Below are 12,435 nucleotides of genomic sequence, written 5' to 3' on the forward strand. Positions count from 1 at the left end.
GAAGGCCGGGGAAAGATGCCCGCCCCGAAGGGGCGGAAAAGCCCGTGGCGTTCACGTCGACGACGGTCACGTCACGGGCGGGCCGTCACGTGGAGGTCGCGCACACCCGGAGGGAGACGCATACCCGGAGGGAGACGTGGTCACGTCGGGGGGAGGAGGGGCGCCAGCCATGTGGGGACGCCGCCTCGGGCTCGTCCACCGCCCCCGCCAGGGCCACCAGCGCGGGCGCCGTCCCGACGAGATACCCCAGCTCCTCACGGATGCGCAGCGACTCCGCGAACCCGCGCCGCGCCTCCGCCGGCTCCCCGTCCCTGAGGGCGAGCCCGGCCAGATGCCGCCAGGTGAAGGACATCAGCAGCAGATCGCCCCGGGCCAGCGCGCCCGCGTGGGCGCGCTGGTACGCGGCGCGCGCCGCCGGCGGGCTCTCCGAGAGGTGCTCGGCGATCAACCCGCGGCGGAAGTCGAGGAGGGGGCGGCCGTCGGCCGCCGGGGCGAGGAGCGCCACGGCCCTGCCCAGCGCGGCCCGCGCCTCGTCCGCGCGGTCGCGGACGCCGAGAACGGTGGACGCGTACGCCAGGTGGCCCCGCTCGCACGCGGCCGCGCCCCGCTCGTCGTCCGTGCCGGCGACGGCCTCGGCCGTACGGAGCGCGTCCTCCGCCGCGGCCCAGCCCTCGCCCGTGAACAGGCAGCGCTCCACGAGGAGCGCCACCCGCTGTAACGCGGCGGGGGCGCTGCGGTCGGCCGTGGGTTCGAGGAGGGCGGCCGCGTCGTCCCAGCAGCCGCGTGACCGCAGCCGCCACACCGCCACGTCCAAGGGGCCGGCCCCCTCCGCCCGGGCCCCCGGAATCCAGGGGACCGCCTTTGGCTCTCCCGAATGCGACATGGCGGTGTCCGCCACATTCCCTCCCCAAGCGCGCCGTCGAGCCGGAAGCCGTGGGCGCATCTCAGCACGAATACCCGGCCCCCGCCAAGGGGCCGATGGCCGCGGCGGCGCCGCCCCGGCGGTCGCGGACCCCACGCGGACCCCACGCGGGCGCCCCCCGGCGCCACGAGCGCCACGAGCGCCACGCGCGCCGGGGCCGTACGGCGGAGGAGATCTCAGCTCATGCGCAGGGCGAGGAAGAAGTCCAGCTTGTCCTCGAGCCGCGCCAGATCGCGGCCGGTGAGCTGCTCGATCCGCCCGACGCGGTACCGCAGCGTGTTGACGTGGAGGTGGAGCCGGGTGGCGCAGCGCGTCCAGGAGCCGTCGCAGTCGAGGAACGCCTCCAGCGTGGGGATGAGCTCGGCGCGGTGGCGGCGGTCGTAGTCGCGCAGCGGGTCGAGCAGCCGGGCGGTGAAGGCGCGCCGCACGTCGTCGGGGACGAACGGCAGCAGCAGGACGTGCGAGGCGAGCTCCTGGTGGCCGGCGGCGCAGACCCGGCCGGGCCGGGCGGCGGCCACCCGGCGGGCGTGCCGGGCCTCCTCCAGGGCGCCGCGCAGCCCCTCCGCGGAGTGCACGGGCGCGCTGACGCCGATGGTCAGCCGGCCGTCGCCGTCCAGGCCCCGGCCGAGCGGCTCGGCGACCGCGGCCAGCAGTTCGTCGGCGTGCACCCCCGCCTCGGCCCCGGGGTCCTCCGCGGGCACCGACGGCAGCGGCACGAGCGCGACGGCCTCGTCCCCGGCGTGGGCCACCGCGATCCGGTCCGACGGCTCGGGCCCGCCGGCCCGGGGGTCGACGAGGACCTCCTCCAGCAGCGCCTGGGTCACCGGGCCGCTGTCGGGCGCCGTACGGGTGTCGGTGGCGCGTTCGTTCTCGGGGCGGGCGTCCCACTCGACGCGGGCCACGACGACCTGCCAGTGCGGGGCGGTGCCCAGCCCGGGCAGGAGCACCGGCGCGGCGACCCGCAGCCGGGCGGCGACCTCGGCCGGCGGGGCCCCGGTCTGCACCAGTTCGAGAACCTCCTGCGCGAGCCGGCGGCGTACGGTGCGGGCCGCGTCGCGGCGGTCGCGCTCCACGGCGATCAGCTGGGTGACCCCGTGCAGCAGGTCGAGCCGCTCGGGGGACCAGTCGCCGGCGTCCGCCTCGACGGCGAGCAGCCAGTCCGAGAGCACGCTCTCGCGCGCGTCGCGCCCGCCGGTGGCGGCCGTGGCGGCGCCGGAGCCGCCGGGGATGGGGAAGAGGGAGTAGGTGGCGCCCTGGAGGGTCAGCCGGTGCGGCCCGCGGCGCCCGGCGCGCGCGGCGGCGAGGTGTTCGCCGGCGAGCGCCGCGCCGAGGGCGGGGGGCAGCTCGGGCCCGGTCCCGGCCAGGCTGGAGCCCGCGATCCGCCGGCCGGTGGGGGAGAGCACCCAGGCCCGCAGGTCGAGGTCGCCGCGGAGCAGGTCGAGCACCACCTCGGGTCCGCCGCCGGCCGGCCCCGAGGTCATCAGCCGGCGGTGCCGGTCGACGACGGCGGCCAGGTCCCCGGCCCGCTCGCTGGAGACCTGGCGCACCACGTGCTCGGTGATGGCGGCGAACGCCACGTCCTCGTCGACCGCGAACAGCGGCAGCCGGTTGCGGGCGCAGGCGAGCACCAGGTCGTCCGGGATGGCGCCCAGCTCCGCCTCCCCGGCCGCCAGCCCGGCCACCCCGGCGGTGGCCAGAATGCGCACGAACCGCTCCGAGTCCTCGGGCCTGCGCCGCCAGGCCAGCCCGGTGAGCACCAGCTCGCCGCCGGACAGATAGCGGCTGGGGTCGCGCAGGTCGGTGGTCATCACGCCGCGCACCGTGCGGTCCAGCTCGTCCTCGCCGCTCAGCAGCCGCAGGCCGAGGGTGTCCGTTTCCAGCAGTGCGCGCAGCCGCATCTCGTCGCCCGCCGATCGTGTCTTGTGTTGCCAGTGGAATACCGCGAGGTTGCTGATCCCCGTCTTTCGTTCGAATCTACAAGACATCACATCCGGCCAGCCAACCGCTTCATGGTTTCGGTGACTGCACCGGGCGGTACGGCGGTCTGTGTACTGGCCCCACGCCACGTGAACAGGACATGAACGCCCCGGCCGGGTCCGCAGGTCCGCCGGCCGGGAACGAAGGACTCGACGCCCCACGGGAGAGCCTCCCGTGGGGAACGCCCCCACGGGAACGCCCCCCACGGGAAACCCCCACGGAAAAGAGAGCCACTCATGGACTTCCTTCGCCCCGCAGGCTGGGAGGAGGCGCTCGCCGCGAAGGCCGAGCACCCCGCGGCCGTGCCGATCGCGGGCGGGACGGATGTGATGGTCGAGATCAATTTCGACCACCGCCGACCGGAGCACCTGCTGGATCTGAACCGCGTCGCGGAGCTGCGGGAGTGGGAGGTCGGCGCGGAAACGGTCCGGCTGGGTGCCGGCGTGACCTACACGCAGATCATGGAGCACCTGCGCCGGGAGCTGCCCGCGCTCGCGCTCGCCGCGCACACCGTCGGCTCGCCGCAGATCCGCAACCGCGGCACCGTCGGCGGGAACCTCGGCGCCGCCTCCCCGGCCGGGGACTCGCACCCGGCGCTGCTGGCCGCCGGCGCCGAGGTGGAGGCCGTCTCGGTGCGCGGCACCCGCATGATCCCCGTGGAGGAGTTCTACACCGGGGTGAAGCGCAACGCGCTCGCCCCCGACGAACTCGTCCGGGCCGTGCACATCCGGCGGGCGGACGGGCCGCAGCAGTTCTCCAAGGTGGGCACCCGCAACGCCATGGTGATCGCCGTCTGTGCCTTCTCCCTGGCCCTGCACCCCGAGACCCGCACCGTGCGCACCGGTATCGGCTCCGCCGCGCCCACCCCCGTACGGGCCCTGGTGGCCGAGGAGTTTCTCGGCGCCGCGCTCGAGGAGGGCGGCTTCTGGGAGTCGGGGCGGCCCCTGGCTCCCTCGGTGGCCCGACAGTTCGCCGAGCTCTGCTCGGGGGCGTGCAACCCCATCGACGACGTCCGGGGCAGCGCCCGTTACCGGCGGCACGCGGTGGGCGTGATGGCTCGCCGCACCCTCGGCTGGACCTGGGACGCCTATCGGGGCGCCGCCCGCGACACGGACGGAGGAGACACACGGTGCGCGTGAACTTCACGGTCAACGGCCGCCCGCAGCAGGCGGACGACGTGTGGGAGGGCGAGTCCCTGCTGTACGTGCTGCGCGAGCGGCTCGGGCTGCCCGGCTCCAAGAACGCCTGCGAGCAGGGCGAGTGCGGCTCCTGCACGGTGCGCCTCGACGGGGTGCCGGTCTGTGCCTGCCTGGTGGCCGCCGGGCAGGTGGAGGGCCGCGACGTGGTCACCGTCGAGGGGCTGGCCGACCACGCCCGGCAGCGCGCCGGACGCGCGTGCTCCGGGGGCGGCTGCGGGGCGGACGCCGCGACAGCGGGCGCCGGGGAGCCGGGCACGAAGGGCGCCGAGCAGGCCGGCACCCACCCGGACGACGCCCGGCGCTGGCAGGCCGCCCCCACCGGCGGCGACCTCGAACTCTCCCCCGTGCAACAGGCGTTCATCGACGCCGGCGCCGTCCAGTGCGGATTCTGCACCCCGGGCCTCCTGGTCGCCGCCGACGAACTGTTGGAGCGCACGCCCCAGCCCTCGGACGCGGACATCCGCGAGGCGCTGTCGGGCAACCTGTGCCGGTGCACCGGCTACGAGAAGATCCTCGACGCGGTCCGGCTCGCCGCCGCCCGCGGCGGAGCGGAGGGCTGAGACGATGGGCGTCACCCGCACCCCCACCACCATCACCCAGGGCAGCACCGGCACCAGGGGCGGCATCGGCGAATCGACCCTGCGCCCCGACGGCACCCTGAAGGTCACCGGCGAATTCGCCTACTCCTCGGACCTGTGGCACGAGGACATGCTGTGGGGCTTCACCCTCCGCAGCCCGCACGCCCACGCCGAGATCCGCTCCATCGACATCTCCGAGGCGCTCGCCCAGGCCGGCGTCCACGCCGTGCTGACCTACGACGACCTGCCGACCGACACCAAGAACTACGGCCTGGAGATCGCGGACACCCCCGTACTGGCGCACGGCCGGGTCCGCCACCACGGCGAGCCGGTGGCCCTCGTGGCCGCCGACCACCCCGAGACCGCCCGCCGGGCCGCCGCCAAGATCAAGGTCGACTACGTACCGCTGCCCGTGGTGCACGACGAGGCGAGCGCCACCGCCGAGGACGCCCCGCTGCTCCACCCCGGCCGCACCGACCCCCACGCGGCCCATGTGCCGCACCCCAACATCGTCCACCGCCAGCCGATCGTCCGCGGCGACGTGGCGGCCGCCCGCGCCCGCGCCGATGTGATCGTCAGCGGCGAGTACGTGGTGGGCATGCAGGACCAGGCGTTCCTCGGCCCGGAGTCCGGCCTGGCGGTGCCCGCCGAGGACGGCGGCGTCGACCTCTACGTCGCCACCCAGTGGCTCCACTCCGATCTGCGCCAGATCGCCCCCGTCCTCGGGCTCCCCGAGGAGAAGATCCGGATGACGCTCTCCGGCGTCGGCGGCGCCTTCGGCGGGCGCGAGGACCTGTCGATGCAGATCCACGCCTGTCTGCTGGCCCTGCGCACCGGCAGGCCCGTGAAGATCGTCTACAACCGGTTCGAGTCCTTCTTCGGCCACGTCCACCGGCACCCCGCCCGCCTGCGGTACGAGCACGGCGCCACCAAGGACGGCCGGATCACCCATATGACGTGCCGGATCGTGCTGGACGGCGGCGCCTACGCCTCCGCCTCGCCCGCCGTCGTCGGCAACGCCTCCTCGCTGAGCGCCGGCCCGTACGTCATCGACAACGTCGACATCGAGGCCATCGCGCTCTACACCAACAACCCGCCCTGCGGGGCGATGCGCGGCTTCGGCGCCGTCCAGGCCTGCTTCGCCTACGAGGCCCAGATGGACCGGCTCGCCGCCGCCCTCGGCCTCGACCCCGTCGCCTTCCGGCAGCTCAACGCCATGTCCCAGGGCACCGTGATGCCCACCGGCCAGGTCGTGGACTCCCCGGCGCCCGTCGCCGAACTGCTGCGCCGGGTCAAGGCCATGCCCATGCCGCCGGAGCGCCAGTGGGAGAGCGCCGGGGGCGAGCCGGACGTCCGGGCGCTGCCCGGCGGGCTGTCCAACACCACCCACGGCGAGGGCGTCGTACGGGGTGTGGGCTACGCCGTCGGCATCAAGAACGTCGGCTTCTCCGAGGGGTTCGACGACTACTCCACCGCCCGCGTCCGGCTGGAGGTGGTCGCCGGCGAGCCGGTCGCCGTCGTGCACACCGCGATGGCCGAGGTGGGCCAGGGCGGGGTCACCGTGCACGCCCAGATCGCCCGCACCGAGCTCGGCGTCACCCGGGTCACCATCAACCCGGCCGACACCCGGGTGGGCTCCGCGGGCTCCACCTCCGCCTCCCGCCAGACCTATGTCACCGGCGGGGCCGTCAAGCACACCTGCGAGGCGGTGCGCGAGCGCGTACTGGAGCTGGGCCGGCGCAGGTTCGGCACCCACCACCCCGCCTGGGCGACCGCCGAACTCCTGCTGGAGGGGGGCAAGGTGGTCACCGACGGCGGGGAGGTGCTCGCCGACCTCGCCGACGTGCTCGGTGACGAGGTCATCGACGTCGAACGCGAGTGGCGCCACCGGCCCACCGAACCGTTCGACCTGCGCACCGGCCAGGGCCGCGGCCACGTCCAGTACTCCTTCGCCGCCCACCGCGCGGTCGTGGAGGTGGACACCGAACTCGGCCTCGTCAAGGTCGTCGAACTCGCCTGCGCCCAGGACGTCGGCAAGGCCCTCAACCCGCTCTCCGTGGTGGGCCAGATCCAGGGCGGTACGACGCAGGGGCTCGGGCTCGCGGTGATGGAGGAGATCGTCGTCTCACCGGAGGGGAAGGTGCGCAACCCGTCCTTCACCGACTACCTGATCCCCACCATCCTCGACACCCCCACCATCCCCGTCGACGTCCTCGAACTCGCCGACGAGCACGCCCCGTACGGGCTGCGCGGCGTCGGGGAGGCACCGACGCTCTCCTCCACCCCCGCGGTGGTCGCCGCCATCCGCCAGGCCACCGGGCTCGCCCTCGACCGCGTACCGGTGCGGCCCGAACACCTCACCGGCACCTGACGCCGGCGTTCCGGACACCGGAGCACCCGGCACCGGCGTTCCCGTCCCGGCGCCGGCGCCGGAGCACCCGGCACCGGCGTTCCCGAACGGACACCGGCGCAACCACGTTCGTCTCGGGCCGTCCCCCGGGTCGTGCAGCCCAGGCAACCCAAATCCCGCGGGCCCCACCCCGCGGGTGCCCCTGTGAACCTTGGGAGTTGGCCTTCATGACCCAGTCATTCGTGCGACCGAGGACCGACCGGGAGGCGGGCGCCGGCTCACGCCCGCCCACCGGCCGTTCCCGGCTCGACCGGTACTTCCACATCTCCGCACGAGGCTCCACGGTCGCACGAGAGGTGCGCGGAGGCGTCACCACCTTCATGGCGATGGCGTACATCCTCCTGCTCAACCCGCTGCTGCTGTCCGGCGCCGACGTCAACGGCGACCGGCTCGACCAGTCCGCCCTCGTCACGGCGACCGCCCTCGCCGCGGCCGTCACCACCCTGCTGATGGGCCTCATCGGCAAGGTGCCCCTGGCGCTCGCCGCCGGGCTCAGCGTCTCCGGGGTGCTCGCCACCCAGGTCGCGCCCCATATGACCTGGCCCCAGGCGATGGGCATGTGCGTGCTCTACGGAGCGGTGATCGTGCTGCTGGTCCTCACCGGCCTGCGCGAGGTCATCATGAACGCGATACCGCTGCCGCTCAAGCACGGCATCACCATCGGCATCGGGATGTTCATCGCGCTGATCGGCCTGGTCAACGCGGGCTTCGTCGGCAAGGGAGCACCCGTCACGCTCGGCACCGGCGGGCAGCTGAGCGGCTGGCCCGTGCTGGTCTTCTGCGTCACCCTGCTGCTGATCTTCATGCTCCAGGCGCGCGGCGTCCCCGGCGCCATTCTCATCGGCATCGTCGCCGGCACCCTCGTCGCCATGGTCGTCGACGCCACCGCCGGCCTGGACCGGAAGGTCTGGGGCCTGACCGCCCCCGAACTGCCCGGCAGCGCCTTCGCCGCACCCGACTTCGGGCTCTTCGGCCATGTCGCCTTCGGGGACTGGGGGTCCGTCGGCGCCATGACCGTCGGGGTGATCGTCTTCACCCTGGTGCTCGCCGGCTTCTTCGACGCCATGGCCACCATCATCGGCGTCGGCACGGAGGCCGGACTCGCCGACGAGCGCGGCCGGATGCCGGGGCTGAGCAAGGCGCTCTTCGTCGACGGCGCCGGCGGCGCGATCGGCGGGGTCGCCGGCGCCTCCGGGCAGACCGTCTTCGTCGAATCCGCCACCGGCGTCGGCGAGGGCGCCCGTACGGGCCTGTCCAGCGTCGTCACCGGACTCCTCTTCGCCGCCGGGCTGTTCCTCACCCCGCTCGCCCAGATCGTGCCCGGCCAGGTCGCCGCCGCGGCCCTGGTCGTCATCGGGGCGATGATGATGCAGAACGCCCGGCACGTCGACTGGGCCGACCGCTCGGTCGCCGTCCCCGTCTTCCTCACCGTCGCCCTCATGCCCTTCACCTACTCCATCACCGCGGGCGTCGGGGCCGGCGTCATCGCCTACACCGCGATCAAGGCCGCACAGGGCAAGTGGCGGGAGCCGGGCGCGTTCATGTGGGTGCTCACCGGGGTGTTCGGCGTCTACTTCGCCCTGCACCCCATCGAGGGCTGGCTGGGCGTCGGCGGCTGACCCGCGCGGGGCGGGCGGGCGAGCCGCGGCGGTGTCCACGGCGGCTCGCCCGAGTGGCGCCCCCGGCGCGCACGACGTAGGGGTATCCCAGAAGGAGAGGTGACCGACATGCTGGACATCGCCGAGGAGCTCCACCGGTGGTGCGAGCAGGGGCGCGACTTCGCGGTCGCCACGGTCGTGGCCGTCACCGGCAGCGCGCCCCGGCAGCCCGGCGCGGCACTCGCCGTCGCCGCCGACGGCACGGCGATCGGCTCCGTCTCCGGAGGGTGCGTCGAGGGCGCGGTGTACGAGCTGTGCCGGGCGGCGCTGGAGAGCGGCGACAGCGTGCGGGAACGCTTCGGCTACAGCGACGAGGACGCGTTCGCCGTCGGCCTGACCTGCGGTGGGGTCATCGACGTGGCCGTCGTGCCGGTCCGGGGGAGCGCCGCGGTGCGCCCGGTGTACGCGGCCGCGCTGGCCGCGGCGGCCGGCGGGGCGCCGGCGGCGCTCGCCCGGGTGGTCGACGGGCCGCCGGACCTGCTCGGCCGGGCGCTCCTCGTCCGGCCCGACGGCTCGTGGGAGGGCTCGCTGGGCGGCGGGGCGGCCGGGGACGCCGCGCCCGGAACGCCGCCCGGCGGCGTCCCCGGGGCGCTCGGACTCGACCGTACGGCGGCCGCCGAGGCCCGTGCGCTGCTCGACGCCGGCCGCACCGGCACGGTCGAGGTGGGCGCGGACGGCAGCCGCTGCGGGCGGCCCCTCACCCTCCTGGTCGAATGCAGCGTGCCCGCGCCCCGCATGCTCGTCTTCGGGGCGATCGACTTCGCCGCGGCCCTGGTCCGGGCGGGCAAGTTCCTCGGCTACCACGTGACCGTGTGCGACGCCCGGCCCGTCTTCGCCACGCGGCACCGCTTTCCCGACGCGGACGAGGTCGTCGTGGACTGGCCGCACCGCTATCTGGACCGGCTCACCGGGGCGCGCGGGGGGAGCCCCGGCGGGGCCGAGGCGCTCGACGGCCGCGCCGTCCTGTGCGTCCTCACCCACGACGCGAAGTTCGACGTGCCGCTGCTGGAGCGGGCGCTGCGGCTGCCCGTCGCGTACGTCGGGGCGATGGGGTCGCGCCGTACGCACCTCGCCCGGCTCGCCCGGCTGCGCGAGGCGGGGCTCGGCGAGGCGGAACTCGCCCGGCTGCGCTCGCCGATCGGCCTCGACCTCGGCGCGCGCACGCCGGAGGAGACGGCCCTGTCCATCGCCGCGGAGATCGTCGCCACGCGGCGGGGCGGGAGCGGGGTGCCGCTCACGGGGGCGGGGACGCCCATCCACCACGACGAGCACCGGTCGATATTGAGGTGCGGGCCCGTAGGGGCGGGGCTTAGGGTCGACGCCCGTGGAACCGCTCAATGAGAAACAGATCCGCTCATCCTTCGTGAACTGCACCAAGGGTGAGGCGGCGCGCCTGAGACTGCCCCTCGACTTCGCCGACCTGCCCTGGGAGGACCTGGACTTCCTCGGCTGGGTGGACCCCGGGGCGCCGCTGCGGGCGCACCTCGTCCTGCCCCGGGAGCGGGGGCCGCTCGGGATCACGCTGCGGGTGCCGTCCGTGAGCCGCGCGAGCGCGGTGCGGTCCAGTCTGTGCCAGATCTGTCTGACCAGCCACGCGTCCTCCGGGGTCGCCCTGCTCGTCGCCCCCTACGCGGGCGCGCGGGGCCGCGAGGGCAACACGGTCGGGGTCTACGTCTGCGCGGATCTCGCGTGCTCCCTGTATCTGCGGGGGAAGCGGCAGCCGAAGCTGCGGTCCGGGCTGTACGAGGAGTCGCTGACGCGGGATGAGCGGGTGGCGCGGATGTGGGACAACCTCGATGCGTTCGTGAACAAGGTCGTCGGCGGCTAGGTTCCGTCGCCTGAAGTCGGCGCCGTGTCCGGCTGTTCGGGCTGTTCAACGGGAGGTGATCTTGTCGTAGGCGTCCACGAAGACGCCCTCGGCGCCATAGGCGTGCCTCACCCGGTCGTACAGCGAGCAGTCGTACATGGCGCGGTACTCCTCCCGCGTGAGCCCGGACAGCACGTACGGGGCCTCGTAACCGTGGTGCTCGGCGACCCATGCCTCGAACCGCCGGGTGGCGCTCCTCGGGTCCCAGGGCTCGCCCCGGCGCACCGGCCCGGGCACGTCGTAGACGACGGCGACGTCCATGAACAACTGCCGCTCGCCCGCGGCCGCTCCGGGTTCCGGCCCCACCAGGCCCGGGGGTTCCGTACGGGTCAGCGCCGCCGGGCAGATCCACAGCTTGTCCACTTCGAAGATGTCGTGGCACGCCCGGACGAGGCCCTCCAGGTGCCGCGCGGGGACGAGCGCCTCCTGCCCCACGACGTTCCGCCCGTAGCGGCGGCGCAGCTCCCGCGTCTCGGTGAGTTTCAGGAACGCGACGCTGGGACGCATCAACCAGCCCAGCGGAAGACGGAACAACGGGTGGTTGCCGAAGGGGACGAGCAGTTCACCCGCCCAGTACAGGCTCCGACTGTGCCGGTGGTAGTAGTGCCGGAGCGGCATGTACTCGACCGCTCCGCCCGCCCGTGCGCGGTCCCGGGCGTGAGCGTAGAACCAGGGCTTGTACCACCGGCACGTGTGGTTCCGCCTGCCCGCGGGTCGGTCGGTGAACTCCCCGGTCACGACGACGCCCTCGGCGGGCCCGAAGACGAACCCCTCGACGAACGCGGGCGCGTCCGCCGCGCCCGCGAGACGGACGAGGTCCCGGCACATCCCCTCGACGTCGCGGACGGGGTGGTACCGCACCTCGACCCACGGACGAGCGGGCACGACACGCAGCTCGGCCGCGACCACGAAGCCGAGGGAGCCCCTGCTCCACGGCAGCGCGTGATACAGATCGCTGTGCTCCGTGGCGGAGGCCCGTACGACCTCGCCCGTCCCCAGCAGCACGTCGTAGCTCTCCACGATGTCGGTGAAGAGACCATGCCGGTGCGACGAGGTCTCGATGCCGAAGCCCATCGTCAGGCCGCCCACCGTGAGCGCTTCCAGCTCCGGTACGACCGGGAGCGTCCAGCCCCTGCGGACGAGGTGGCGAACGAGCCGCCCCATGGTGACACCGGGCTCGACACGGACCACCCGGCGCCCGGTGTCCAGTTCCAGGATGGCGTCGAGGTCGATCCTGACCGGCCGGGCCGCGCGCTTGTAGAAGACTTCGCGGGACATCGAGACCGACTGCCACTCCTTGGTGCCCGTACAGAGCTGCCCCTCTCGACTCCGACGCCGTACCTCTGCTTGGAGGCGGGCCACGCGCGTGTCGTGCGTCACCAGCCGGCGCAGCGCCCGGCGGCAGGTGGCGAGCGACGACCGCGCGAAGGAGAACACCTTGGCCGCGGGCAGCACGAGCGGGACGAGGATGACCCAACGGTGGCGTACGACGGCGTCCAGCGACCGGTCGCGCCATGTGGGGCGGGGCGGCAGAGAGCGGTGGGGGACGTCGGGGGCGTCAGAAGTCTGAGTCATGGGTGCGGTTCCTCGCTCCCCTTGTGGCCTACTGTCGGCGGAGGCCGGACCGGGCCGACGGCGTCGACGCGGCGCGCGTGGTGCGGGTCCATTGATCCTGGCACAGTCCGAGGCCGCGATTCGTGACCGCCGTTGGGCTGTCGCCCGTATGCGGCACCGGTGACCACGTTCACGTTGCCTGTGACGTGAGCGCCACGAGCTTTTCCCCGGCCGGAGGCCGGCCCCCTCTCCCCGCGCCGAAGGCGCGGG

Annotated in this window: 9 protein-coding genes; 6 read left to right on the forward strand and 3 right to left on the reverse strand. The window is 74.3% G+C overall.

Going from position 1 to position 12,435, the window contains the following annotated elements:
• Window positions 1-85: 85 nt before the first annotated feature.
• A complete protein-coding gene (locus tag ACSNOD_RS20550; protein ID WP_436768453.1) occupies window positions 86-898 on the reverse strand; it encodes a hypothetical protein in 813 nt (270 codons plus the stop codon).
• Between the two features lie 200 nt (window positions 899-1,098).
• Window positions 1,099-2,820, reverse strand: a complete 1,722-nt coding sequence (locus ACSNOD_RS20555; protein ID WP_436768454.1) for a PucR family transcriptional regulator — start codon at window positions 2,818-2,820, stop codon at window positions 1,099-1,101.
• A 315-nt stretch (window positions 2,821-3,135) separates the two neighbouring features.
• Between ACSNOD_RS20555 and ACSNOD_RS20560 the strand changes: the two genes are divergently transcribed.
• From ACSNOD_RS20560 to ACSNOD_RS20585, 6 genes are all read left to right on the forward strand, one after another.
• A complete protein-coding gene (locus ACSNOD_RS20560) occupies window positions 3,136-4,038 on the forward strand; it encodes an FAD binding domain-containing protein (RefSeq protein ID WP_436768455.1) in 903 nt (300 codons plus the stop codon).
• Entirely contained in the window at window positions 4,029-4,658 is a 630-nt protein-coding gene (locus ACSNOD_RS20565; protein ID WP_436768456.1) for a (2Fe-2S)-binding protein, read from the forward strand. Before ACSNOD_RS20560 ends, ACSNOD_RS20565 begins: the two co-directional genes overlap by 10 nt.
• A gap of 4 nt (window positions 4,659-4,662) precedes the next feature.
• Window positions 4,663-7,047, forward strand: coding sequence for a xanthine dehydrogenase subunit D (gene pucD / locus ACSNOD_RS20570; RefSeq protein ID WP_436768457.1), 2,385 nt, complete (start codon window positions 4,663-4,665; stop codon window positions 7,045-7,047).
• A 206-nt stretch (window positions 7,048-7,253) separates the two neighbouring features.
• Window positions 7,254-8,705 (forward strand): NCS2 family permease, encoded by a 1,452-nt coding sequence (locus ACSNOD_RS20575; RefSeq protein ID WP_436768458.1) that lies wholly within the window; start codon window positions 7,254-7,256, stop codon window positions 8,703-8,705.
• A gap of 108 nt (window positions 8,706-8,813) precedes the next feature.
• Window positions 8,814-10,085, forward strand: coding sequence for an XdhC family protein (locus tag ACSNOD_RS20580; protein WP_436768461.1), 1,272 nt, complete (start codon window positions 8,814-8,816; stop codon window positions 10,083-10,085).
• Window positions 10,069-10,572, forward strand: coding sequence for an FBP domain-containing protein (locus ACSNOD_RS20585; protein WP_436768459.1), 504 nt, complete (start codon window positions 10,069-10,071; stop codon window positions 10,570-10,572). Before ACSNOD_RS20580 ends, ACSNOD_RS20585 begins: the two co-directional genes overlap by 17 nt.
• 45 nt (window positions 10,573-10,617) lie before the next feature.
• Here ACSNOD_RS20585 and ACSNOD_RS20590 read toward each other — a convergent pair whose 3' ends face one another.
• A complete protein-coding gene (locus ACSNOD_RS20590; protein ID WP_436768460.1) occupies window positions 10,618-12,186 on the reverse strand; it encodes an FAD-binding oxidoreductase in 1,569 nt (522 codons plus the stop codon).
• Window positions 12,187-12,435: the final 249 nt, after the last annotated feature.

The organism is Streptomyces sp. URMC 123, from assembly GCF_051386515.1.
Taxonomy (GTDB): Bacteria; Actinomycetota; Actinomycetes; order Streptomycetales; family Streptomycetaceae; genus Streptomyces.

What these genes read in the sequence shown, in the direction of transcription:
- ACSNOD_RS20555 (WP_436768454.1), bottom strand. Translation starts at nt 2,820, where the DNA reads ATGCGGCTGCGCGCACTGCTGGAAACGGACACCCTCGGCCTGCGGCTG.
- ACSNOD_RS20560 (WP_436768455.1), top strand. Translation starts at nt 3,136, where the DNA reads ATGGACTTCCTTCGCCCCGCAGGCTGGGAGGAGGCGCTCGCCGCGAAG.
- pucD (WP_436768457.1), top strand. Translation starts at nt 4,663, where the DNA reads ATGGGCGTCACCCGCACCCCCACCACCATCACCCAGGGCAGCACCGGC.
- ACSNOD_RS20575 (WP_436768458.1), top strand. Translation starts at nt 7,254, where the DNA reads ATGACCCAGTCATTCGTGCGACCGAGGACCGACCGGGAGGCGGGCGCC.
- ACSNOD_RS20580 (WP_436768461.1), top strand. Translation starts at nt 8,814, where the DNA reads ATGCTGGACATCGCCGAGGAGCTCCACCGGTGGTGCGAGCAGGGGCGC.
- ACSNOD_RS20590 (WP_436768460.1), bottom strand. Translation starts at nt 12,186, where the DNA reads ATGACTCAGACTTCTGACGCCCCCGACGTCCCCCACCGCTCTCTGCCG.